Here is a 24266-nt window from a genome sequence, read left to right on the forward strand (position 1 = left end):
CTCCGGTATGACCGGCGTCGCACCCCTGTGGACGACCGAGCCGTCCCCCTCCACCGACCTGGCAGCATGGCAGGGTGACACCAGCGACGCACTCCACCCTCTTCCCGCAGGTACCGGACTCGGCCGACGCGGTGCTCGACGGGCTCGACCCGGAGCAGCGCGAGGTCGCGACGGCCCTGCACGGACCGGTGTGCGTCCTCGCCGGCGCGGGCACGGGCAAGACCCGGGCCATCACCCACCGCATCGCGTACGGCGTCCGCGCGGGCATCCTCCAGCCCTCCGGCGTGCTGGCCGTCACGTTCACCAACCGCGCCGCGGGGGAGATGCGCGGCCGGCTGCGGCAGCTCGGCGCCGGCGGCGTCCAGGCCCGCACGTTCCACTCGGCGGCCCTCCGCCAGCTCCAGTACTTCTGGCCGAAAGCCGTCGGCGGCGACCTGCCCCGGCTCATCGACCGCAAGGCCCAGCTCGTCGCCGACGCCGCCACCCGCTGCCGCGTCCGCCTCGACCGCTCCGAGCTGCGCGACGTCACCTCGGAGATCGAGTGGGCGAAGGTCACCCAGACCGTCCCCGCCGACTATCCGGCGGCCGTCGCCAAGACCCAGCGCACGGCCCCCCGCGACCCGGCGGAAACCAGCCAGATCTACGCCATGTACGAGCAGCTGAAGCGGGAGCGCGACGTCCTCGACTTCGAGGACGTCCTGCTGCTCACGGTCGGCATCCTCCAGGACCGCCACGACATCGCCGACCAGGTCCGCCGCCAGTACCAGCACTTCGTCGTCGACGAGTACCAGGACGTCTCCCCGCTCCAGCAGCGCCTTCTCGACCTGTGGCTCGGCGACCGCGACAGCCTCTGCGTCGTGGGTGACGCCAGCCAGACGATCTACTCCTTCACCGGCGCCACCCCCGACTACCTGCTCGACTTCCGCACCCGCCACCCGCAGGCGACGGTCGTCCGACTCGTCCGCGACTACCGCTCCACCCCCCAGGTCGTCCACCTGGCCAACGGCCTCCTCGCCCAGGCGTCCGGCCGCGCCGCCGACCACCGGCTGGAACTGGTCTCCCAGCGCGCGCCCGGCCCCGAGCCCGTCTACGCGGAGTACGGCGACGAGCCGACCGAGGCCGAGGGCACCGCCCGCCGCATCCGCGACCTGATCGCCTCCGGCGTCCCGGCCGGGGAGATCGCCGTCCTGTACCGGATCAACGCCCAGTCCGAGGTCTACGAGCAGGCCCTCGCCGACGCCGGCGTGCCGTACCAGCTGCGCGGCGCCGAGCGCTTCTTCGAACGGCAGGAGGTGCGGGAGGCGGGGGCCGCCCTGCGCAGCGCGGCCCGCTTCGGCGCGAACGACCCGCTCCTCGACGACGTCGTCGACCTGCCCTCGCAGGTCCGTGCCGTCCTGTCGACGAAGGGCTGGACCACGGAGCCGCCCGCGGGGTCCGGGGCCGTCCGGGACCGTTGGGAGTCGCTCGCCGCGCTCGTCCGCCTCGCCGAGGACCTCGCCCGCGCCCGCCCGGACGCCACCCTCGCCGACCTCGTCACCGAGCTGGACGAGCGGGCGGCCGCCCAGCACGCCCCCACCGTCCAGGGCGTGACGCTGGCCTCCCTCCACGCGGCGAAGGGCCTCGAATGGGACGCCGTCTTCCTCGTCGGCCTCACCGAAGGCATGCTCCCCATCACGTACGCGAGGACGGACGAGCAGATCGAGGAGGAGCGGCGCCTGCTCTACGTCGGGGTGACGCGCGCACGCCGCCACCTGAGCCTGTCCTGGGCGCTGTCCCGCTCGCCCGGCGGCCGGGCCCACCGCGAGCCGTCCCGGTTCCTGAAGGGGCTGCGCCCCGGCAGCGCGGGGCAGACCATCCGCGCGCCGCACGCGGGCGGTGTCGACCGGGCGCCCGCCGCGGGCGCCCGGACCCGGCGTGTCCGCGGCCCGGTGCGGTGCCGGGTGTGCGGCACGACGCTGACGATCGCCGGCGAGATGAAGCTGATGCGCTGCGAGGACTGCCCCTCGGAGATGGACGAGGGCCTGTACGAGCGGCTGCTCGCCTGGCGCGCCCGGCAGGCGAGCCGCGCCGGCCAGCCCGACTACTGCGTCTTCACGGAGAAGACGCTCATCGCCATCGCCGAGACGGTCCCGTCCACCGACGGCGAGCTCGCCGCCATCCCCGGTGTCGGCATCCGCAAGCTCAATCGTTTCGGCGCCGACGTCCTGGCCATCTGCGCAGGTCAGGATGTCGGTGTGGACGACGCCGAAGACTGATCGCAACTCGTCGCAAAAATAGTTTGCGCCCGCCCCGGAGATCCCCATAGGTTCTTAACCACGCGAACAGCGGCTTCCTTGAAGCCCTGTCCTCGTGCTGTACTTATCCGAATACGCGTGGGACCGGCTCCGGCCGATCCCCACCCCGAGACGCCGAGAGGAGGCGATTCCAGTGATCAGCATCAAGACCCGCAACGTCAGCACCGCCAAAATGACCGATCGCTCGGTCGTCGCCTCCGCCTGCTCGCTCGGCCTCTCCGGTTCGGCGTTCCCTGGCACCGGTCTGCGTGGTCTCCGGGCCGCCCGTCCGTCGTCCTCCCTGTCGGCTCTCCCCGTCATCGAGGTCTTTGCGGCCAATGAGCGACCGACCAAGGCACTGGAAGCAGGAGTAGCAGCGGCGCAGGCCCCGGCCTATGCCCTTGCGGCGACCGGTGCCGACCTGACGGAGCAGACGCAGCAGCAGCACCACACGATGTGGGCCTTCCGTGGGCTCGAACCCTGGAGTGATCCAGCCTGATCCAGCATCAGGCCGGCGCCTTCAGGGCCGCGGAACCCCACCCGGGATCCGCGGCCCTTCTGTTTTGCCCGAACGGGCGGACCAGGACGAAGGGGCCTCGGGACCAGCAGAACCCGGTACCAGCCCACCGGCACACCCGCCGGACCGACAGACGAGGAAACACACCACCGTGCATCTCGAAGCGCACGCCCCGTCCGTACCGCCTTCCGACACGATCTCCCCGCCCGGCCTCATGAAGGACCACGACGTGACCGCCCTCACTGCGCTCACCGCGCTCGACGACGCCATCGAGAACCTCGGCGTGCCCGTACCGTGCCGCTCCTACGACCCGGAGGTCTTCTTCGCCGAGTCTCCGGCGGACGTCGAGTACGCCAAGTCCCTCTGCCGCACCTGCCCGCTCATGGCCGCTTGCCTCGCGGGTGCGAAGGAGCGGCGCGAGCCGTGGGGCGTCTGGGGCGGTGAGCTCTTCGTCCAGGGCGTGGTGGTCGCCCGCAAGCGGCCGCGTGGCCGCCCGCGCAAGAACCCGGTCACGGCATGAACACCGGCACCGGAACGATCGACCGCCCCCTCACGCACGAACCCCAGAAGCAGGCCCCGATGACCTCTTCCACCAACGAGCCCCTGGGCTCCGCGACTTCTGACGTCACCACCCTCGGTGCGCACGCCGCGCGCCAGAACAGGACCCGAGAAATGCAACTCATCCCAGAAGCCCTGGCACGTGCACATATGCACGAGCGCCTCCGGGAGGCCGACGAGCAACGGGCGGGCGCCCGCCTGATCACGGCCCGGCGGATGCAGCGGCGCGCGGAGCGTGCCTCGCTCCGCGCGCGCCGCGCGCTGGCCATGGCGGTCATGCAGTAGCCGACCGGCCGCGGCACCCGACCATCACCACAGCCCATCCCGTGGGGGCCGGTCTCACCGACCGGCCCCCACGGTGCGTTCGTCCCGGGATCCGGCGGCCGGTGGGGTTATCGTCTCGTGGTGAACGAGCGGACACCCGAACCCGCGCAGCCTCGCACGCCCACCGCGGTGTGCTCACGCTGCGGCACGACCGCCGGCGGCCTCCCCGTCACCTGGACCTGCTCTGTCGAGAACGGCACCCGGCTGTACTTCTGCGACACCTGCGCCCGCGACCACCTTCGGTCCATCGAGAGCCGACTCGACTCCGCCTGGTGGTGACCCACCGGGGCGTTGATGGTGGCCCACCGGGGGCCGCTGGTGGTGACCCACCGGGCCGCCGGTGGTGGCTCCACCGAACCACCACCTCGCGCACCGGGGCGTCACCCCGCACCGGGCACCACCTCGCGCGGGACCACGGACCACGCGCCTGACGACCGACGACCTCATGCTCGTGGCTGCCGGCTCACGATGCACGACCGGGAGCTCGCAGCCGCCGCGTCCCGTCAGGTCAGGCCGGTTCCTCCACCGGCTCCTCCGGCAGGAACCCCGGCAGCCACTCCTCCAACTCGTCGCGCAGGCGCACCGAGGCATTCAGCTGGCACAGCACGCCGATCGTGCTCAGCGTCACCCGATGGATCAGCAGGTACGCAGGGGGCAGGTTCAGCTGCTTGCCCAGCTGGTGTGCCGGAGAGCGGGGGTCGGCGATCCGCGCCGCCTGCGAGCGGATCCACTCGCGCGTGAACAGGAACTCGTCCGCCTCGGCCGGCTCGATGATGGGCAGCAGGTAGTCGAGCACCTCCTCCGGGTCCAGTTCTATGGACTCCTTCACGAACCCCTCGTCGCACAGCAGCTCGTAGACGGTCTCCGCCTCGCCCTCCAGGGCCATCCGCAGACACAGGCCGATCGTCTCCGGCAGCCCGCCCGGAAGTCGGTCCACCGTCCCGAAGTCCAGCACTCCCAGCCGCGCCCGACCGCCGTCCTCCCCGGGCAGCAGTCGGAAGTTCCCCGGGTGCGGGTCCGCGTGGAGCAGGCCCGTCCGAGCGGGGCCCGAGAACAGGAACCGCGCCAGCAACTGGCCCGCCCGGTCCCGCTCCTCCGGCGTGCCGTCCGCTATGACCTCCGACAGCGGCACCCCGTCGATCCACTCCGTCACCAGCACCTGGTCCGACTGGTGCACCACGCCCGGCACCACCACGTCGGGGTCGTCAGCGAACTCCGCGGCGTGCTCCCGCTGGGCCCGCGCCTCCAGGTCGTAGTCCAGCTCCTCCGACACCCGGTCGCGCATCTCCGCGATGAGCGGCTTGATGTCCATGCCCGGCACCAGCGGCCCCAACAGCCGGGCGAACCGGCTGAGCTGCGCCAGGTCCGACAGCAGCGCCTCACCCGCCCCCGGGTACTGCACCTTCACGGCGACCTCGCGCCCGTCGTGCCACACCGCCCGGTGCACCTGCCCGATCGAGGCCGCGGCCGCCGGCTTCTCGTCGAACTCCAGGAACAGCTCCCGCCAGTCCTCGCCCAACCGCTCCGCGAGCGCGGCGTGCACCGTTCTCGTCGGCATCGGGGGCGCCGCCTCCTGGAGCTTGGTGAGGGCGGCCCGGTACGGCCCCGCGACCTCCTCCGGCAGCGCCGACTCGAAGACGGACAGCGCCTGCCCGAGCTTCATCGCACCGCCCTTCAGCTCGCCCAGCACCTTGAACAGCTGGTCGGCCGTGCGCTGTTGGAGCTCCCGCGCGACGATCTCGGCGGACTTGCCCCCGATCCGCTTGCCCAGCCCCCACGTGGCCCGCCCCGCGAAGCCCAGTGGCAGAGCGGCCAACTTGGCGGTCCGGGTGACCGCCTTCCGGGGAAGATCAGACATACGCCCCTCCAAAGCCCAGACTCCCGTGCCGCCTTGCCCTGACACGCGCCGCCGACGGCGGTTACCCCGCCATTGTGTCCTGCCCGCCGCGGACCCCCGAGGGCCGCTCCCGTTCCCCGTCCGACGGCTCCCGGTCCGCCGCCCCGCACGGGCACCCGCCATGCGGCCGCAGCGGCCGCGCCCGCCACTCCAGCAGCGGTGACGACACCTCCCACCGCGCCCCCGCACTCGCCGCCACACCCCCGTCCAGGAACGCCAGCGCGTGCGCCGCCGCCAACCCGGCCACGGCCGCCGACAACCCCACGTCCCCGGCCGGCACCGCACTCCGGCGCCCTGACCGCCACTGCGCCAGCAGGCGCGGCCACGCCGGATCAGCGTCCGTCCGATCCATCTCCACACACCGCGCGCACGCGGTCTCGCCCGGCAGCACCAGCGGCCCCAGCACCCCGGTGGCCTCCACAACCCCGGCGAACAGATGCGGTGTGCCCGTCCCCACCCACGTGTCCGCCGCCACCGGGTCCGGGGCGTACGCCGCCAGCCCGTCCCGGGGCGTGACCACCACGAGCGACAGACCCGGCTCGGGCCCCGTCGGCGCACGGGGCGCCCGCCCGCCGCCCGGCGCCGACCGGCCCACCAACCGCCGGGCCGCCACGTCCCGCCGGTCCCCGACCGACTCGGCCGGGAAACCGCCGGGCGCCACGTCCCACGGCTCGACCCGCCCGCCGTCCATCACCTCCACCCGGCCGACACCGGCCGCCGACAGCAGCCCGGCCACCGCCGCCCCCACCCGACCCGCACCCCTGACCTGGACGCGCATGCCGCCGCGCGCGGCCAGGCGCCGTATCGCACCGCCCGGCTCGCGGTGCACCACCGACAGTGACCCCAGATCGGCGCGCATCCGGTCGAGCACGCCGGCCTCCCGCCGCACGGCCTCCACCGCCCGGTCGCCCGGCGCCGTGTCGTCCAGCAGCCCCGCCGCGGCCAGCCGGTCGAGCAACGCCTCCAACCAGCCGTCCGGCACCCCGAGCGCCCGTGCCTCCTCCCTCAGCAGACCCACCCCGCGGGTCCCGTCCAGCAGCGCCAGCAGGCTCCCGGTCGTCGTGTCCACCGGGCCCACCACCACCGCGTGCGCGGGCGCCACCCCGAACTGCACGCACTGCAGATCCCGCCATGCGCGCCGCAGCGCCGGCTTCACCATCGGATGCATCCTCGCCACCTCCCTCGCCCGTCACGTGGGTGCAGCATGCCGCCGTCGGCGCCATCGCCTCCGACCCTCATCCACAGGGAGGCCGATCAGTCATACGAATGCTGCGAGCTGTGGACGGACCGCCGGGGTCACCGCCGCCGAGCGACTTCAATGAACCGGCCGGCAGGTACCGTCGGGTCGTGCCCGCCGACCCCCAGCCCAGCCCCACCACCAGCGACCCGTCCCACGCGGACCGGACGTCCGCCGTCGAGGTGCGCAGGAGCACCCGCCGCCGCCGGACCGTCTCGGCCTACCGCGAGGGCGACCGCACCATCGTCCTCATCCCCGCCCGGATGTCCCAGGCGGAGGAGCGGCGCTGGGTGACCCAGATGCTCGACAAGCTCGCCGCCCAGGAGAGCCGCCGTCGCCCCGGCGACTCCGAGCTGGCCGAGCGGGCCGAGCGGCTGTCCGCGCAGTACCTCGGCGGTCGGGCACGGCCGGCGTCCGTCCGCTGGGTCACCAACCAGAACACCCGCTGGGGATCCTGCACCCCGGCCGAGGGCAGCATCCGGCTGTCCCACCGGCTCCAGGGGATGCCCGAGTACGTCGTCGACTACGTGCTGCTGCACGAGCTGGCCCACCTGCTCGTCCCCGGGCACGGGCCGCGGTTCTGGCAGTTGCTCGACTCCTATCCGAGGACCGAGCGGGCGCGTGGCTACCTGGAGGGCGTGGTCGCCGCCGGCCGCCTGCCGCACCCTCCGTGTCCGTCCGGCGACTGACTTCCCCGGTCCTGTACCGAGTGCGTACCGAGCCGGTCGCCGGCGTGGTCCACCGTCGTGGCCAGCCGTTAGCCTGGCGCGACGCACACACATTCCGGGATGGGGGACGGTCTTCACGCATGGCCAGGGAATTCCAACGGGGCCACAAGGCCCGGATCAGTGACCTGACAGCCGGGACCGATCTGTACGTCGGCGTGCAGATCGCGGGACCGGGACTGTCCTTCGACATCAGCTGCTTCGGCCTCGACGCCGACGAGCGGCTCTCGGACGACCGGTACTTCGTCTTCTTCAACCAGCCCAAGTCCCCCGAGGAGTCCATCCAGCTGCTGGGCGCGCAGGCCGGTGACACCGAGTCCTTCCGCGTCACGCTCGACCGTGTGCCGGACGGCATCCACAAGCTGTCCTTCACGGCCACCATCGACGGCGCCGGACAGATGTCGCAGGTGGGCGCCGGTTACGTCAGGATCGTCGCGGGCGGTGAGGAGGTGGCCCGGTACGCGTTCAGCGGCTCGGAGTTCACCACCGAGCGCGCGGTGATGCTGGGCGACTTCTACCGCAAGGACGGCTGGCGCTTCGCCGCGGTCGGTCAGGGCTTCGACGGCGGCCTCGACGCGCTGCTGAAGAACTTCGGCGGCGAGGTCCTCGAGGAGGAGCCCCAGCAGCCCCAGGCCCCCCAGCAGCCGCAGGCCCCGCACGCCGCGCCGTCCTTCGCGCCGCCCGCCGGCCCGGCCGCCCCGGCCCAGCCCGCTCCGGCCTTCGGCGCCCCCGTGGCCGCACAGCAGCCTCCGGTCCCCGCCCCGGCCCAGCCGCAGCAGGCGCTGCACGGGGCGCCCACGATGGCCGCGCCGCTGGGCGCGGCGGTGGCCCCGCAGGAACCGCCGCCCCAGGCACCCGTCCCGCAGGTACCCGCGCCGCCGCCCACGCCGTACGGACAGCCGCAGCACCCCCAGCACCCGCAGCAGCCCGTCCCCTACGGGCAGGTGCCGGGGCAGACCCCGTCGCACGGGGCGCCCGCACCGTATGGGCAGACGCCGCCGCAGCACGGGGCGCCCGCCCCCTACGGGCAGACGCCGCCACACGGCGCACCGGTCCAGGCGCCGTACGGTCAGGCGCCCGGGTACGGGCAGCCGGCTCCCGGCGCGTACGGGCAGCAGCCCGCCATGGGGACGCCGCCCGTCGGCACCCCGCACGCCGGTATGCCGCCCGTAGGCGCCCCGCAGTCGGGTATGCCGCACGGCGGTGCCCCACACGGCGTTTCGCAGGGTGCCGGGTTGGCGGCCGCGCTGCAGAAGTACCGCGAGACGCCGACCGGGCAGCGCTGGACGTCGCAGAACCCGCAGCTCATGCGGGTCGACCTCGCCCTGGGCCAGACGCCCGTGCTCGCCCGGCAGGGCAGCATGGTCATGTACCAGGGCAAGGTCGAATTCGGCTACAAGGGCGCCGGTTTCGCCGGCCGCATCGTCGGCAACGCCACCGGCCAGGAGATGCAGCTCATGCGCTGCACCGGCCGCGGCCAGCTCTTCCTCGCCGAGAACAACGCGCAGCTGCACCCCATCGAGCTCCAGGGCGACGGGATCTGCGTCTCCGCCGAGAACGTCCTCGCCTTCGACGAGTCGCTGCACCACGAGGTCCGCCGCATCGATGGGCACGGCATCCCCGGCGGGGCGCTGTTCACGATGCTCTTCCACGGCACCGGCACGGTCGTCGTGAAGACGCAGGGCACCCCGGTGGTCCTGCCCGTCACGCCCACCACCTTCGCCGACTGCAACGCGGTCGTCGCCTGGTCGGCCGCCTCCCAGGTGGTCCTCTCCAGCCAGGTCCGGCTGCGCCGCAACGCCTACCCGGGCCACAGCGGCGAGACCGTGAACCTGCAGTTCCGGGGAGCCCCCGGCAACTTCATCGTCGTCCAGCCCTACGAGGTCTGAGGGAGCCCGAGGAATGAACCAGCAGCTCGCGGGCTACGCCCCGACCCCCGTCACGGTCCGCATGGAGAACCACGGCAACGCCATGGTCAAGGTCGCCATGGCCACCGGCCAGGACCTGTTCGCCCGCACCGGCTCCGTCGTCGCCTACGAGGGCTTCGTCCAGTACGAGCCCAACCCGCCGGCGGTGCGGCAGATCGCCTCCTCCTGGGTCACCGGTGAGGGCGCGCCCCTCATGAAGTGCTCCGGCGACGGACTGCTCTATCTCGCCGACTACGGGGCGGACGTCGTCGTCGTCCACCTCGACGGCGACGCCCTGTCCGTGAACGGCACGAACGTCCTGGCCTTCGACGCACACCTCCAGTGGGGCGTCGAGCGCGTCAAGGGCATGGCGAAGTTCGCCGGCCAGGGCCTGTGGAACGTCCAGATCGGCGGCACCGGCTGGGTCGCGCTCACTTCGCGCGGCACGCCCGTCGTCGTCGACTGCGGCCGGGGCGACGACGAGACGTACGTCGACCCGGACGCGCTCATCGCCTGGTCGCCCTCCCTGAAGGTCAAGGGCAAGCGCAGTTTCAAGGCGTCCTCCCTCATCGGGCGGGGCAGCGGGGAGGCGTACCAGATGGCCTTCTCGGGCCAGGGCATCGTCGTCGTACAGCCGAGCGAGGACAGCACCGACCGGCTACGGGTCCGGAACTGAGCCGGGGGAGCGAGAACAGATCATGCAGAGTCCGCTTTTCAGCCACACGGAACAGCAGAGCCAGGACCGGTACACGGTGCAGAACCCGCAGCTCCTGCGGGTCGCGCTGACCGGTCACGACGACGTCCTCGCCCGCAAGGGCGCCATGGTCGCCTACCAGGGACTGATGGACTTCGACGGCGAGATCCAGAACCAGAGCCAGCGCACGGCCCACGCCACCACCGGCGAGGGGCTCGACCTGATGCGCTGTTCCGGGCAGGGCACCGTCTACCTCGCCAACCTGGCCCAGTACATCCACGTCGTCGACGTCGACCAGGACGGGCTGACCGTCGACAGCGCCTACGTGCTGGCGCTCGACTCGACGCTGCACACCGAGGTCATCGCCGTGGACAGCCAGTACGGCATCTCTGGTTCCGGCAAGTACCAGCTGAACATCTCCGGCCGCGGCCAGGTCGCCCTGATGACGTCCGGGCAACCCCTGATGATGCAGGTCACGCCCGACAAGTACGTCAACGTCGACGCCGACGCGATCGTCGCCTGGTCGTCGTCGCTACGGGTGCAGATGCAGGCCCAGACGCACTCGTCGAACGTCCGCCGGCGTCGCGGAACGACCGGGGAGGGCTGGGAGCTGAACTTCCTCGGCCACGGCTTCGCCCTCGTCCAGCCCAGCGAGGTCATGCCGCCGCAGGGCGCGCAGATCGGGCAGGGCGTGGCGGCCCAGTTCGGCGTCGGCCAGCACGGCGCGCACGGGCAGAACCAGAACAACGCCTGGAACTGAATCCGCGCACCCGCCGGACCCGCCGCCGCGCCTAAGCCGCGCACGCGCGGCCGCACCGCCGCCCCGCGCACCCGCCCGACACCCGGGAGGGGCGCCCGCCTCCACGGCGAGCGCCCCTCAGGGCTCCGGTGCTCCGGGCTCCGGGCTCGGAGCCTTCCGGACACGGGGTTTTCGGCCCTGGGCCCTGGGCTCCCGCCCGGGCTTTCCGGGCTCCCGGCTCCGGGCTCGGAGCCTTCGGCCCCGGATGTCCGGGCCCCGGCTGCGGCTACAGCCGCGTCAGCGTTCGCTCGACCAGCCGGACCACCGACGCGTCGGCCACGTCGGCCACGTCGTCGTACGCGTACCAGCGCAGGTCCAGCGACTCGTCGCTGATGGCCTCCACGGCGTCCGGCGGCGCCACCGCCGCGTACTGCACGTCGAGGTGCCAGGCGCAGGGCGTGGCGTGCCGGTCGAGCCGGACCGGGCCGCCCGGCAGCAGGTCCAGTCCCGGGATGCCGGACTCCTCCGTCGCCTCCCGCAGCGCCGCCGCGGCCATCGTCCGGTCGCCGGGCTCGCAGTGCCCGCCCATCTGCAGCCACATGCGCAGCTTCCGGTGCAGGGTCAGCAGCACCCTGCCCCGCTCCGGGTCCACGACCAGGGCGCTGGCGGTGAGATGGCCCGCCGCGCAGGCCTTCCACATGGCGTCCTCGTGCGCCGCGAGGTGGTCCAGGTACGTCCGGCGCAGCTGTTCTTGGTCCCCGTACCCCTCCAGGACGCGGACCGCGTCGGTGTGCAGGCTCACTTGTCCTTGTCGCCCTCACCCGAGGCGTCGCTCTGACCCGAGGCACCGCCCGCACCCGGGGTGCCGCCCTGGCCCGGGGCACCGCCGTTGCCCGGGGCACCGCCCTCATCCGAGCTGCCCTCGCCCGGGCTGCCCTCGCCCGGGCTGCCCTGACCCGAGCTGCCCTCGCCCGACGATCCGTCGGAGCCGCCGACCCGGTCCGGGCGGCCGGCCGCCTCGCCGAGCATCTTGTCCAGCTCGGAGAAGTCCATGTGCTCCCGGTGGACGAAACCGTCCGGGTCGTCCAGGTCGGAGGCGGTCGGCAGCATGTCGGGGTGCTCCCACAGCGCGTCCCGCCCGTCGACCCCGCGCGCGTCGGTGAGCGAGGCCCACAGCCGCGCCGCGTCCCGCAGCCGCCGCGGCCGCAGCTCCAGGCCGATCAGCGTCGCGAAGGTCTGCTCGGCGGGACCGCCCGAGGCGCGGCGCCGCCGCAGCGTCTCGCGCAGCGCGTCCGCCGACGTGAGCCGGGAGCCGGCCGCGGCGTGCACCACCGCGTCCACCCACCCCTCGACCAGGGCGAGCGCCGTCTCGAGACGGGCGAGCGCGGCCTTCTGCTCGGCCGTGTCCTCGGGCTGGAACATGCCCTGCTGGAGCGCCTCCTGCAGCTGCTCCGGACTGCTCGGGTCGAGCTGCGCGACCGCGTCCTCCAGCTTGGACGTGTCGACCTTGATCCCGCGCGCGTACCCCTCGACCGCGCCGAACAGGTGCGAGCGCAGCCACGGCACGTGGGCGAAGAGCCGCTGGTGGGCGGCCTCGCGCAGCGCCAGGTACAGCCGGACCTCGTCCTCCGGGACGCTGAGGTCCCGGCCGAACGCGGCCACGTTGAGCGGCAGCAGCGCGGCCTTGCCGGCCGGACCGAGCGGCAGCCCGACGTCCGTCGAGCCGACCACCTCGCCGGCGAGCGCGCCCACGGCGTGCCCGATCTGCTGGCCGAACATGGCGCCGCCCATGGAGCGCATCATGCCGATCAGCGGGCCCGCCATGGCCTGCATCTCCTGCGGCAGCACGTCGCCCATGGCGGTGCCGACGCGCTCCGCGACCGGGTCCACGAGCTGCTGCCACGCCGGCAGCGTCGCCTCGACCCACTCCGCGCGGGACCAGGCGACGGCACCGGCCGCACCGGACGGCAGCGACGTGACGCCGTCGAGCCAGAGGTCGGCCAGGCGGACCGCCTCCTCGACGGCCTTCCGCTCGGCGGCGCCCACGCTGCTGTCCTTGCTGCCGTCCGGCGCGCCCTGGGAGACGGTCTGCCGGGCGATCTGCTTGGCCATGTCCCAGTTCACGGGACCGCCCTCGTAGCTCAGCATCTGGCCGAGCTGCTGGAAGGCGGCGCCCAGGTCGGCCGGGTTGAAGGAGCCGAACATGGCGGCGAACGGATTGTCCGCGCCGCCCTGGCCTCCGGGCAGCCCGCCGAACCCCCCGAAGGGGTTGGCACCACCCTCGGGCTTCTTCTTGCCCTGGTCGCCGTCGTCCGGCTCCTCCGGGGGAAGGCCGAATCCGAATGGGGTGTCGCTCACGGGTTTCCTCGGCTCGTTGGGCCGCCGGCTTCCTGCCGACGGCGGCTGCCCGACATCACACCCAGCCTAGACATCCGGGCCGGGTCTGGGGCTCGGTGCTCCACTGGCGCAGTGCCTGCGGCAGGATGGACGCCACCTGGTGCGTGCGCGTTGACCGCGTACGTACTGAAGACAACCGCTGGAGACGCCTGGTGAGTTCCCCAGATCCGCAGGTTCGCGCAGCGCGAAACCGTTCAACCCCGTCCGCCGCCCGGGGGCCCGTCGTCGCGGTCACGGGCGCCGCGTCCGGCCTCGGCGACATGCTGACCCGGCGCCTGGCCGCTTCGGAGGAGATCCGGCAGGTCATCGCCATCGACGAGCGCCGCGGCGAGGTGGCCGAGGCGCAGTGGCACATCCTGGACGTACGGGATCCGGCCATCGCCGAGAAGCTGCGCGGCGCGGACGTCGTGGTGCACCTCGCCCTCGACCTGGACCTGGAGACGGACGCCGCCGCCCGTACCGCGTACAACGTGCGCGGTACGCAGACGGTGCTGACCGCCGCCGCGGCCGCGGGGGTCCGCCGGGCCGTGCTGTGCACCTCCGCCATGGTCTACGGCGCCCTCCCGGACAACGACATCCCGCTGTCCGAGGACGCCGAGCTGCGGGCGACGGCCGAGGCGACCGGTGTGGGCGACCTCCTGGAGATCGAGCGCCTGGCCCGCCGCGCGCCCCGCGCGCACCCCGGCCTGCACATCACGGTCGTGCGCCCCGCCGTGCTCGTCGGCGGCACCGACACCGCCCTGACCCGCTACTTCGAGTCGCCGCGGCTGCTCGTCGTCGCCGGATCCCGTCCGGCCTGGCAGTTCTGCCACGTCGAGGACCTGGTCAGCGCCCTGGAGTACGCGGCGTTGGAGAAGGTCGAGGGGGAGTTCGCGGTCGGCTGCGACGGCTGGCTGGAGCAGGAGGAGGTCGAGGAGCTGAGCGGCATCCGGCGCATGGAGCTGCCGTCGGCCGTCGCGCTCGGCGCGGCCGCCAGGCTCCACCGCATCGGGCTCACCCCCTCACCGGCCGGTGACCTCGCCTACACGATGCACCCGTGGGTGGTGAGCGTGGGCCGGCTCCACGACGCGGGATGGCGGCCGAGCTGGACGAACGAGGAGGTGCTGACCGCGCTCCTGGAGGAGGTCGCGGGCCGGCACACCGTCGCGGGCCGGCGCCTCGGCCGCAAGGACGCCACGGCGGCGGGGGCCGCGGGCGCCACGGTCGCCCTGCTCGGTACGGCCGCCCTCGTCCGCCGTGCCCGCCGGCGCCGCGGCCTGTAGCGACGCACGGCAGCCCCGACCCGGCCCGTCCCGACCGGTGCGGGCGTGCGGGCCGGAACGGCCGACCCGGGGCGACCGGTGCCCGGTGCCCGGTGACCGGTGTCTCGGCCGGGACGGGACCCCGACCGGGCCCGACCGGGCCCGACCTGGCCCGGCCCGCACCGACCGGGCCCGACCTGGCCGGACCAGACCCGACCAGCCCCAAGCCCGACCAGGCCCGACCGGTGCGGGCCGGGAGCGACAACCCTTCGGCGCCGTCCGCTGTAGGAGGCTCCAACGCGCGCGTGCGTCCACCGGTCGAACAGGCAATACCGCGTCGCCTGGGTGTGCGGCACGATGGGTGGCATGGCACCCACCTACGACCACCCCGGCGAGCGGGCCGCCGACGACCCGATCCGGTTGCTGGCCGTCCGCGACACCCCGCTCTCCCTGGACGAGGTGTTCCGGGCCGTCGGCGACGACGCGGCCGGCGGGACCGCGCTCTTCGTGGGGACCGTGCGCAACCACGACGGGGGCGCCGACGTCGACGCGCTCGGCTACTCCAGCCACCCCTCCGCCGAGGCGGAACTGCGGCGGGTCGCCGAGAAGGTCGTCGCGGAGTACCCCGTGCGCGCCCTGGCCGCGGTGCACCGGGTGGGCGACCTGGTCGTCGGCGACCTCGCGGTGGTCGTCGCAGTGTCCTGCCCGCACCGTGCGGAGGCGTTCGCGGCCTGCCGCAAGCTGATCGACGACCTCAAGCACGAGGTCCCCATCTGGAAGCACCAGCGCTTCTCGGACGGCACCGAGGAGTGGGTCGGCTCCTGCTGACCGGCCTGCGGTCGCGTCCCCCGGTCGGCGGTGACGCCGGCCTGCGGTCGGTGTCACCCGGTCGGCGGTACCGGCCCTTGGACGGCGTCCCCGGTCGCGGTGGTACCGGCGCCCGCCGACGGCATCGCCCGGTCGGCGGTACCGGTCCGGCGGAAGCGCTCCCCGCGGGGGTGGTACGGGCCGCCCGCCGGCACCCGCCGAACGGGTCGCCCGAGACGGGGGCTCAGCCGATTTGCGTAACCGCCTCCCCGGTACGAGCGTGGGTAGCACGGACGGTTAATCTGCTGATCATCACTTGCTTCGCTCTAGGGGACGGGAGGCCGCGATGGCAGCGCTCGCTTGGTTGCTCATCCCGTTGTTCGCCGCCGTCGGCGCCGCGATATGGGGCGTCTGGGCCGCACGCAGCCGCACCACCGAGGACATAGCCGAGCTCGCCGGTTACGCGCGCTTCCGCGACGCCATGGACCGGACCCACTCGAGCGGCGGATCCGTCTGACGGCCACCACGGACGGACCGGCCCCACGAGTGCACTGACAGACCCGTCCCGTACTGTCGTTCCATGCCACGCCGCACCGTGACGATGCTCGCCGCCACCCTCTCGCTCATCGCGCTGCTCTGTGCGGGAGTCCTCATCCCGGTGCCCTACTCCGAGATGAGCCCGGGCCCCACGGTCAACACGCTGGGTGACGCCCGGGGGGAGCCGGTGCTTCGGATCTCCGGCCACGAGACGTACCCGACCTCCGGCCACCTGAACATGACCACCGTCAGGGTCACCGGTGCGGAGTACCGGATGAACCTCGTGGAGGCCGTCGCGGGATGGATCGCCGAGGACGCCGTCGTCGTACCGCATGACACGCTCTACCCCGACGGCAAGACGGCGGAGCAGTCCACGCAGGAGAACGCCGAGGAGTTCAGCCAGTCCCAGGAGAGCGCCCGCGTCGCCGCGCTCGGACAGCTGGGCATCCCCGTCTCCGCCCGGGTGGTCGTCTCCTCGGTCCAGAAGGACAGCCCCGCCGAGGGCAGGCTGCACGCCGGTGACGTGATCAAGTCCGTCGACGGCACTCCGGTGCGCGACCCCAAGGACGTGGCGAAGATCGTCACCAAGCGGCGGCCCGGCAAGCCGGTCACCTTCACCATCGTCCCCGCGAAGGACGCCGCCGCAGCGGAGAAGGCGGGCCGCGCGCCCACCACCAGCGAGACCGTCACCGTCTCCACCAAGCGGGCGCCCGACGCGGACCGGGCGATCGTCGGCATCCAGGCGGGCAGGGACCACACCTTCCCGTTCGCGATCGACATCAAGCTCGACGACGTGGGCGGCCCGAGCGCCGGCCTGATGTTCGCGCTCGGCATCGTCGACAAGCTGACGCCCGGCGCGCTGACCGGGGGCCGGTTCGTGGCCGGTACGGGGACCATCGACGACACCGGCAAGGTGGGCCCGATCGGGGGCATCGAGATGAAGCTCGTGGGGGCGCGCGAGGCCGGTGCGCGCTACTTCATGACGCCCGCCGCCAACTGCCCCTCCGCCGCGTCGGCCACGCCCGAGGGACTGACGCTCATCAAGGTCGACACCATCGCCGACGCCGTGAAGTCCCTGGAGAAGGTCCGCAAGGGTGACACGGCCGGCCTTCCCGACTGCTCCCCGGGCTGACGCACCCGGCCGCCGGCCCGCGGCGCGCCGGCGGGGAACCGGCCCGGCCATGCGCGCGGACCGGTCCGCGCACCCGCCGGGCGACCGGCCCGTGCACCCGCCGGGGGGATCGGTCCACGGACCCGCCCGCGCACCCGCCGGGCGACCGGCCCGTGCACCCGCCGGGGGGATCGGTCCGCGCATCGCGCGCAGACCGGCCCGCGGCGCCGCCGGGGGCCGGCCCGGGCATCGCCCCCAGAGGGCCCGGTACGCGTGAGGGGCGGGCCGGTGCCGCCTCCCCCCGCGGTCCCGGCCCGCCCCCAGGGGCGTACGGCGGTCAGCCCTCGAACGTGGCCGCCAGCGCCTCCGCGAGGCCCGGCACCAGGTCGGCGCCGGTGAGAACCTCCGTCGGCGAGTCCTTCTCGCGGAGCCGGATGGCCGACTCGCGCGCGCCGTCGCGCAGCACGGCCACGGTCATGCGCACCTCCTGACGCTTCGGGTGGGAGGCGACCCACCGGGCGAGGCCCGCCTCGTCGAGGCCGTCGGGGACGGAGCCCTCGGCGGACGGCGGCAGCATCAGCCGCTCCACGGTCAGGGCGCAGCCGGTGACGGCGTCGGGCCAGGCGACCGTGGCGAGGAACTCGTCGAGCGGGGCGCCGGAGGGCAGCTCGTCCTGCTCGACGGGGGTGAGGGGGGCGGCGTCCGCGTCGCCGCCGAGGCCGAGCTGGGCGGCCAGTTCCGGCTCGTCGGCGCGCAGCCGCACGGTGTCGACGAGGGCGAAGAGGCGGGCCGGCTGGTCCCAGCCGAGACCCGAGGCGTACTCGTCGATCTCGAGGACCGCGCGGGTGAGCGGGCTTGCGGCCATCGGAGGGCCGGAGGGAGAAACATTGGGCATGGTCAATATCCTGCCTCTTCTCGACCCGGAGACGGGAACCAGGTAAAGCTTCAGTAAGTTGCATCAGTGGGGCGCCGGTGAATCCGGGGCCACAGCACGACACCCGCAGCACACACGACGCGAACTTCGAGGGGCGCACGTTGGCTTTCCAGATGCCGGACCGCGGCGGAGGCCCGACCGGGCCACGGATCAGAGTCGGCCGGCCGTCCCGGCGGGCCCGCACCCTGCTCATGACGCTGGGGGTGCTGGCCGTCCTGGCCATGCTCTTCGTCATGTTCGCCGGGTTCTGGACGGACTGGTTGTGGTACCGGTCCGTCGATTACTCGTCGGTCTTCACCACCACCCTGTGGACGAAGGTCGGCATGTTCGCCGTCTTCGGCCTGCTGATGGCCCTGGCCGTCGGGTTCAACATCTGGCTCGCGCACCGGCTGCGGCCGCCGCTCAGCGCCATGTCGCTGGAGCAGCAGAGCCTCGACCGGTACCGCATGGGCGTGGCGCCGTACAAGAAGTGGGTGCTGCTCGGGATCACGGCGCTCGTCGGCCTGATCGCCGGTGCCTCGGCCTCCGGGCAGTGGCGCACGTGGCTCATGTGGGTGAACGGCGTGGCCTTCGGCCAGAAGGACCCGCAGTTCGGGATGGACGTGTCGTTCTTCGCGTTCGACCTGCCCTGGTACCGGTTCCTCCTCGGCTTCGGCTTCGCGGCCACGGTGCTGTCGCTGATCGCCGCCGCTCTCACGCACTACCTGTACGGCGGGCTGCGCGTGACGAGCCCCGGAGCGCGCGCCACCGCCGCGGCCACCGGCCACCTCTCCGTGCTGCTCGGCGTCTTCGTGTCGCTGAAGGCCGTGGCGTACTGGCTCGACCGGTACGGCCTCGCCGTGAAGTCCAGCGACTTCAAGGCGGCGGGCAACTGGACGGGCCTGCGGTACGTCGACGCCAACGCCTACCTCCCGGCGAAGACGATCCTCTTCTGCATCGCGGTCATCTGCGCCCTGCTGTTCTTCGGGACGCTGTGGCGCCGCACCTGGCAGCTGCCGGTGATCGGCTTCGGCCTGATGGTCCTGTCGGCGATCCTGATCGGCGGCCTGTACCCGGCGATCGTTCAGAAGTTCCAGGTCCAGCCGAACGAGCAGGCCAAGGAAGCGCCGTACATCAAGAAGAACATCGAGGCGACGCGCAAGGCGTACGACATCGACCGGACGGTCCCCGAGAACTACTCGGGCAAGGCGACGGTCAAGTCGAAGCCGCAGCTGCGCGCCGACGCGACGACCGCGGCCAGCTACCGGCTCGTCGACCCGAACATCGTCTCGCCGACGTTCCAGCAGCTGGAGCAGAGGCGGAAGTACTACCAGTTCCCGGTGACCCTCGACGTCGACCGGTACAAGGGCCAGGACACGGTCGTCGGCCTGCGTGAGCTCAACATCAAGGGCATCCCGAAGCGGAACTGGATCAACGACCACTTCACCTACACCCACGGCTACGGCGCGATCATGGCCGCGGGCACCTCGGTGGACAGCACGGGCGCGCCGCAGTTCACCGAGAGCGGCCTGCCCACCACCGGCACGCTGCCCAAGTACGAGCAGCGGATCTACTACGGCGAGAAGACCGAGCAGTACTCGATCGTCGGCGGCCCGCAGAAGGAGCTCGACTACGAGGCCAACGGCGAGCGGATGACGAGCTACAAGGGCGACAGCGGCGTCAGCCTCGGCAACGCCTTCAACCGCGCCGCGTACGCCGTCGCGTTCAGCGAGCCGCAGATCCTCTACTCGGGAGCGATCGGCGACGGCTCGCGGATCCTGTACAACCGCACACCCAAGCAGCGCGTCGAGGCGGTCGCCCCGTGGCTGACGATCGACGGCGACGCCTACCCGGCGGTCGTCGGCGGCCGCGTCCAGTGGATCGTCGACGCCTACACGACGACGAACGGCTACCCGTACGCGTCGCGGACGACGCTCGGCGACACCACCGCCGACTCGCTGACCGCCGGCAACCAGACCCGCACGGTCGTCGCCCAGCAGAACCAGGTCAACTACATCCGCAACTCGGTGAAGGCCACCGTCGACGCGTACGACGGCTCGGTCAAGCTGTACCAGTGGGACACCGAGGACCCGGTCCTGAAGACCTGGATGAAGGCGTTCCCCGGCACCGTGGAGCCGAAGACCGCCATCAAGGACGAGCTGAAGTCGCACCTGCGCTACCCGCAGGACATGTTCAAGGTCCAGCGCGAGCTGCTGACCCGCTACCACGTCCGGGACGCCGCGCAGTTCTACAGCGGCAGCGACGCCTGGCAGGTCCCCGCCGACCCGACGAAGAAGGACGGCAACGCGGTCCCGCCGTACTACCTGAGTCTGAAGATGCCCGGCGACGAGCAGCAGCGGTTCTCGCTGACGACGACGTTCACGCCCAACGGGCGGCCCAACCTGGGCGCCTTCATGGCCGTCGACGCCGACGCGACCAGCAAGGACTACGGCCGCATAAGGCTGTTGCGCGCCACGTCGGACGTGCCCGGTCCGGCGCAGGTGCAGTCGAAGCTCAACAGCCTCCCCGACGTGGCGACGTTCGTGCGTGACATGAAGGGCGCCGACTCGGAGATCGAGTACGGCAACCTCCTGACCGTGCCGATGGACGGCGGATGGCTGTACGTCGAGCCCGTCTACGCCCAGGGCCGCAGTGCGCTCTACCCGCTGCTGAAGAAGGTGGCGGTCTCGTACATCGACGCCAGCAAGCCGGAGGGCGACGCGACGAAGGACACCACCCGGTTCGAGAACAGCCTCGGGGAGGCGCTCAACGCGGTCTTCGGCGTGGACGGCGATTCCCCCACCCCGGAGCCCCCGTCGACGGACCCGAACCCGGACCCGACGAAGCCGCCGGCGACGGGCGAGGCCGCGCTGAAGCAGGCCATCGCGGACGCCCAGAAGGCGTTCACGGACGGCGAGGCGGCGCTCAAGCGCGGCGACTGGGAGGCGTACGGCAAGTCCCAGCAGGAGCTCGCCAAGGCGCTCGAGCGCGCCGCGGCGGCCGACGCCCAGCGCAAGGCCGGCGGGCAGACGCCTCCGGCGAGCACCCCGACGCCCGCCCCCGGAGCGTCGAAGCCGGCCACGCCGGCCGCGTCGAAGCCGGCCGCGTCGGGTGCGTCGCCATCGGCCTCCCCGGACGCCGGCTGACCGGAGCGCGACCGGCCCCTCGAACGGGGGGCCGGTAACGCCCGCCCCGCGCCGTGGTACTGTGGGTCACACAACGGCGCGGGGTGGAGCAGCTCGGTAGCTCGCTGGGCTCATAACCCAGAGGTCGCAGGTTCAAATCCTGTCCCCGCTACTGAAAGACCAGGGCCCGGATCCTTCGAGGATCCGGGCCCTGGTCATGTGTACGGCCGGCCGAAGGCCGTGTCCGGAGTGGGGAGTTGACACGCCTTGTGTTTGACTTGTCTCTCTGTGGGCATGTCGACAAAACGCTGAAGTGACCTCACTGGCTGCGGTATACCAGGTGTAGGCGGGTTGCGGGTGGTGCGACGATGGGACGTATGGGGGACAGGGCGACGCTGTTGGAGAGTGGGCGGTTCGAGGGACAGCACTCCGGCGGGGCCTCGGAGGCGTTCGACGACGCCGACGCCGCGCCCGATCTGACGGGCGCGTGGAACACGGCAGGCATGGACTTCGCGGAGGCCGCCGCCGACACCGTCGAGGCCGAGGCGCGGCACCGCCGCGCGGCCGACACCGGCGACACCGCGTCCATGAGCGTCCTCGGCGCCATGCTGCTGCGCCGCGGTGACCTCGACGCCGCCGAGCCCTACCTGCGCGCCGCCACCGCCGACGGCGACCGCGCCGCCGCCAACAACCTCGGCGTCCTCCTCCACCAGCGCGGCTACCCCGACGAGGCCGCCGGCTGGTGGCGCGTCGCCGCCGTCGCCGGTTCGGCCGCCGCCGCGCACGCCCTCGGCCGCCACCACCGCGAGCGCGGCGACGAGCCCGCCGCCGAGTACTGGCTGCGCCAGTCCGCGGAGCAGGGCCACGCCCTCGGCGCGTACGCCCTCGCCGACCTCATGGAGCACCGCGGCGACGCCGGCGCCGAGCGGTGGCTGCGCACGGCCGCCGAGCAGGGGCACCGCGAGGCCGCGTACCGGCTGGCCCGAGCCCTGGAGAAGCGGGCGCCCCAGGGGGCGTCCCCGGAGGGCGGCGACCCCGCCGCGGCCGAGCAGCCGGACGGGGCCGGCACCGCCGCCGCGGACGGCGCCGAGCAGTGGTACCGGCAGGCCGCCGCGCGCGGGCACCGCAGGGCCGCGCTGCACCTGGGGGCGATCCTGGAGAAGCGCGGCGAGCTCAAGGAGGCCGGCCGCTGGTACCTGATGGCCGCCAAGGGCGGCGAGCCCCGTGCCGCGTGCGCGCTCGGCTTCCTGCTGCGCGACGCCGGGGACGAGGACAGCGCCGCCGTCTGGTGGCTGCGTGCCGCCCAGGACGGGGACGGCAACGCCGCCAACGCGCTCGGCGCGCTGCACGCCGCGCGCGGCGAGTACCAGACCGCCGAGCGCTGGTACCGCGCCGCCACCGACGCGGGCGACGTCAACGGCTCCTACAACCTCGGCCTGCTCTTCGCCGCCCAGGGCCGCACTGCCCAGGCCGAGCAGTGGTACCGGCGCGCCGCCTACGCCGGCCACCGGGAGGCTGCCAACGCCCTGGCGATCCTGCTCCTGCAGGCCGACGACCCGCACGGTGCCGAGCCGTGGTTCTCCAAGGCGGCCGAAGCGGGCAGCGTGGACGCCGCCTTCAACCTCGGCATCCTCTACGCGGGCCGCGACGACGACCGCGCGGCCCTCGGCTGGTACGAGCGCGCGGCGGCGGCCGGTCACACCGAGGCGGCCCTGCAGGTCGGCATGGCCCGGCTCCGCGAGGGCGACGAGCAGGAGGCCGAGCGGCACCTGCGGTGCGCGGCGGGCGGCGGCAGCGCCGAGGCGGCGTTCCGCCTGGCCACCGTCCTCGACGCCCGTCAGCCCCCGCCCGAGCCGCACACCCTCGGCCAGCCGCAGACGCCGAAGAGCGAGTGCGAGGAGTGGTACGAGCGCGCCGCCGAGCAGGGCCACCGGCGCGCCCAGGTCCGGGTCGGCATGCTCGCCGCCGCGCGCGGCGACGTCGCCGAGGCGGGGCGCTGGTACCGCGAGGCAGCCGAGGCCGGCAGCCGCAACGGCGCCTTCAACCTCGGCCTGCTGCTCGCCCGCGACGGCAACGAGCGCGAGGCCGCCCTGTGGTGGAGCCGCGCCGCCCGGGCCGGGCACGGGCGGGCCGCCCTGCGCCTGGCGCTGCTCGCCGCCCGCAGGGGCGAGCTGGCCGAAGGGCGACGCTGGTGCGCCCGCGCCGTGGAGCTGGGGCCGGCCGAGGTGGCGGAGCGGGCGGCGCGCCTGAGCGAGGCGCTGCACCAGGAGCTGACCGCTTGAGCCCGGATTTGCGCCGGTCCACGCCGTCCCGTAAGGTGGTGTTCACCGACGCGGGGTGGAGCAGCTCGGTAGCTCGCTGGGCTCATAACCCAGAGGTCGCAGGTTCAAATCCTGTCCCCGCTACTGAAGACCTAGGGCCCGGATCATTCGATCCGGGCCCTAGGTGTTTTCCGGCCACCCGCGCCCCGTACGGGGCGACCGGGCGGCGGGCGTGCCGGGCATGCGGAGCGGGGCGGGCGTGCGGAGCCGGGGTGGCGTGCGGGCCCTGGGCGGGCGTGTGGAGCCGGGACGGGCGTGTGGGCCCGGGGGCGGGCGTGGCGCAGCGGCGGGCGCCTTGTCGGCCCGATCCGGGCGGAGCGCTCCCCGGAGGCACGGCAAAGGCCCCCGGCGCGTCGTGCGTCGGGGGCTCTCGTCGTACGAAGGGCGAGCGGCGGGGCGGAGTGTCGACGGTCCGCGGACCGCGGACCGCGGCCTCAGGCGGTCGCGCAGTGCGGGCAGAGGCCGCGGTAGGTGACCTCGACGTCCGAGACCGTGAAGCCGAAGCGCTCCGAGTCCGGCAGGTCCGCCAGCGGGTTGCCCTGCGGATGGACGTCCCGTATGGCGCCGCAGCGGGCGCACACCAGGTGGTGGTGCGGACGGTGGGCGTTCGGGTCGTACCGCTTGGCACGGCGGTCCGTGGAGACCTCGAGGATCTCGCCCAGGCTGACCAGCTCACCCAGCGTGTTGTACACGGTCGCGCGGGAGATCTCCGGGAGCCGCTCCGCCGCCCGGGCGTGGACCTCGTCCGCGGTCAGGTGGACGTGCTCTCCGTCGAGGACCTCCGCCACGACGCGCCGCTGTGCGGTCATCCGCCAGCCGCGGCCGCGCAGGCGCTCCAACAGGTCACTCATGCGATTCAGCCTAACAGGCGGGGGACTCAGTCCCGAACGGGTGTGGCTTTGGATGCGGGCTTGACTTAGACAATGTCCATTGTAGGATCGGG

Annotated in this window: 21 protein-coding genes and 2 tRNA genes; 17 read left to right on the forward strand and 6 right to left on the reverse strand. The window is 73.3% G+C overall.

The features are described 5' to 3' along the window. Positions 1-74 precede the first annotated feature (74 nt). The 5 genes from ACF053_RS12560 to ACF053_RS12580 all read left to right on the forward strand — a co-directional run bounded on the left by ACF053_RS12560 (position 75) and on the right by ACF053_RS12580 (position 3951). The gene (locus ACF053_RS12560; protein WP_391953857.1) at positions 75-2255 is read left to right on the forward strand and encodes an ATP-dependent DNA helicase UvrD2; all 2181 of its coding nucleotides are present in this window, start codon (positions 75-77) and stop codon (positions 2253-2255) included. A gap of 172 nt (positions 2256-2427) precedes the next feature. Then, positions 2428-2772 (forward strand): hypothetical protein, encoded by a 345-nt coding sequence (locus ACF053_RS12565; RefSeq protein ID WP_391953858.1) that lies wholly within the window; start codon positions 2428-2430, stop codon positions 2770-2772. A 169-nt stretch (positions 2773-2941) separates the two neighbouring features. Beyond that, a complete protein-coding gene (locus ACF053_RS12570; protein WP_228982338.1) occupies positions 2942-3310 on the forward strand; it encodes a WhiB family transcriptional regulator in 369 nt (122 codons plus the stop codon). After that, positions 3307-3633, forward strand: coding sequence for a hypothetical protein (locus tag ACF053_RS12575; RefSeq protein WP_058940653.1), 327 nt, complete (start codon positions 3307-3309; stop codon positions 3631-3633). Before ACF053_RS12570 ends, ACF053_RS12575 begins: the two co-directional genes overlap by 4 nt. Before the next feature lie 120 nt (positions 3634-3753). Continuing rightward, positions 3754-3951, forward strand: a complete 198-nt coding sequence (locus ACF053_RS12580) for a hypothetical protein (protein ID WP_391953859.1) — start codon at positions 3754-3756, stop codon at positions 3949-3951. 229 nt (positions 3952-4180) lie between these two features. Here ACF053_RS12580 and ACF053_RS12585 read toward each other — a convergent pair whose 3' ends face one another. Next, positions 4181-5530 (reverse strand): ABC1 kinase family protein, encoded by a 1350-nt coding sequence (locus ACF053_RS12585; protein WP_391953860.1) that lies wholly within the window; start codon positions 5528-5530, stop codon positions 4181-4183. 61 nt (positions 5531-5591) lie between these two features. Next, positions 5592-6737 (reverse strand): ThiF family adenylyltransferase, encoded by a 1146-nt coding sequence (locus ACF053_RS12590; protein WP_391953861.1) that lies wholly within the window; start codon positions 6735-6737, stop codon positions 5592-5594. 179 nt (positions 6738-6916) lie between these two features. Here ACF053_RS12590 and ACF053_RS12595 point away from each other — a divergent pair, with 179 nt between their 5' ends. The 4 genes from ACF053_RS12595 to ACF053_RS12610 all read left to right on the forward strand — a co-directional run bounded on the left by ACF053_RS12595 (position 6917) and on the right by ACF053_RS12610 (position 10892). Continuing rightward, positions 6917-7495 (forward strand): M48 metallopeptidase family protein, encoded by a 579-nt coding sequence (locus ACF053_RS12595; protein WP_058940656.1) that lies wholly within the window; start codon positions 6917-6919, stop codon positions 7493-7495. Positions 7496-7614: 119 nt separating this feature from the next. Next, the gene (locus tag ACF053_RS12600) at positions 7615-9420 is read left to right on the forward strand and encodes a TerD family protein (protein WP_391953862.1); all 1806 of its coding nucleotides are present in this window, start codon (positions 7615-7617) and stop codon (positions 9418-9420) included. Between the two features lie 13 nt (positions 9421-9433). Continuing rightward, complete coding sequence (locus ACF053_RS12605) at positions 9434-10114, forward strand: AIM24 family protein (protein WP_391953863.1); 681 nt, start codon at positions 9434-9436, stop codon at positions 10112-10114. Between the two features lie 22 nt (positions 10115-10136). Then, a complete protein-coding gene (locus ACF053_RS12610) occupies positions 10137-10892 on the forward strand; it encodes an AIM24 family protein (RefSeq protein WP_391953864.1) in 756 nt (251 codons plus the stop codon). Positions 10893-11157: 265 nt separating this feature from the next. On the opposite strand, the gene ACF053_RS12615 is transcribed toward ACF053_RS12610, so the two are convergent. Further along, the gene (locus ACF053_RS12615) at positions 11158-11673 is read right to left on the reverse strand and encodes an NUDIX hydrolase (RefSeq protein WP_391953865.1); all 516 of its coding nucleotides are present in this window, start codon (positions 11671-11673) and stop codon (positions 11158-11160) included. Next, a complete protein-coding gene (locus tag ACF053_RS12620) occupies positions 11670-13229 on the reverse strand; it encodes a zinc-dependent metalloprotease (RefSeq protein WP_391953866.1) in 1560 nt (519 codons plus the stop codon). Before ACF053_RS12620 ends, ACF053_RS12615 begins: the two co-directional genes overlap by 4 nt. Positions 13230-13420: 191 nt before the next feature. On the opposite strand from ACF053_RS12620, the gene ACF053_RS12625 reads away from it, so the two are divergent. From ACF053_RS12625 to ACF053_RS12640, 4 genes are all read left to right on the forward strand, one after another. Then, complete coding sequence (locus tag ACF053_RS12625; protein ID WP_058940661.1) at positions 13421-14530, forward strand: SDR family oxidoreductase; 1110 nt, start codon at positions 13421-13423, stop codon at positions 14528-14530. Positions 14531-14875: 345 nt separating this feature from the next. Then, on the forward strand, positions 14876-15337 hold the full coding sequence (locus ACF053_RS12630; protein ID WP_391953867.1) for a molybdenum cofactor biosynthesis protein MoaE: 462 nt from the start codon (positions 14876-14878) through the stop codon (positions 15335-15337). A gap of 325 nt (positions 15338-15662) precedes the next feature. Next, positions 15663-15833: a hypothetical protein gene (locus tag ACF053_RS12635; protein ID WP_391953868.1), complete on the forward strand. Its 171-nt coding sequence runs from the start codon at positions 15663-15665 to the stop codon at positions 15831-15833. Between the two features lie 63 nt (positions 15834-15896). Further along, complete coding sequence (locus tag ACF053_RS12640; RefSeq protein WP_391953869.1) at positions 15897-16985, forward strand: YlbL family protein; 1089 nt, start codon at positions 15897-15899, stop codon at positions 16983-16985. A gap of 316 nt (positions 16986-17301) precedes the next feature. Here ACF053_RS12640 and ACF053_RS12645 read toward each other — a convergent pair whose 3' ends face one another. Beyond that, entirely contained in the window at positions 17302-17859 is a 558-nt protein-coding gene (locus ACF053_RS12645) for a PPA1309 family protein (protein ID WP_391953870.1), read from the reverse strand. A 152-nt stretch (positions 17860-18011) separates the two neighbouring features. Here ACF053_RS12645 and ACF053_RS12650 point away from each other — a divergent pair, with 152 nt between their 5' ends. The 4 genes from ACF053_RS12650 to ACF053_RS12665 all read left to right on the forward strand — a co-directional run bounded on the left by ACF053_RS12650 (position 18012) and on the right by ACF053_RS12665 (position 23407). Next, a complete protein-coding gene (locus tag ACF053_RS12650) occupies positions 18012-21023 on the forward strand; it encodes a UPF0182 family membrane protein (protein WP_391954096.1) in 3012 nt (1003 codons plus the stop codon). Between the two features lie 77 nt (positions 21024-21100). Further along, positions 21101-21174: transfer RNA gene (locus tag ACF053_RS12655), tRNA-Met, on the forward strand. A gap of 196 nt (positions 21175-21370) precedes the next feature. After that, on the forward strand, positions 21371-23284 hold the full coding sequence (locus tag ACF053_RS12660) for a tetratricopeptide repeat protein (protein ID WP_391953871.1): 1914 nt from the start codon (positions 21371-21373) through the stop codon (positions 23282-23284). Between the two features lie 49 nt (positions 23285-23333). Continuing rightward, a tRNA-Met gene (locus tag ACF053_RS12665) sits at positions 23334-23407 on the forward strand. 350 nt (positions 23408-23757) lie between these two features. Here ACF053_RS12665 and ACF053_RS12670 read toward each other — a convergent pair. After that, positions 23758-24174, reverse strand: a complete 417-nt coding sequence (locus tag ACF053_RS12670; RefSeq protein WP_058940667.1) for a Fur family transcriptional regulator — start codon at positions 24172-24174, stop codon at positions 23758-23760. Positions 24175-24266: the final 92 nt, after the last annotated feature.

Source organism: Streptomyces kanasensis, assembly GCF_043077165.1.
Classification (GTDB): domain Bacteria; phylum Actinomycetota; class Actinomycetes; order Streptomycetales; family Streptomycetaceae; genus Streptomyces; species Streptomyces changanensis.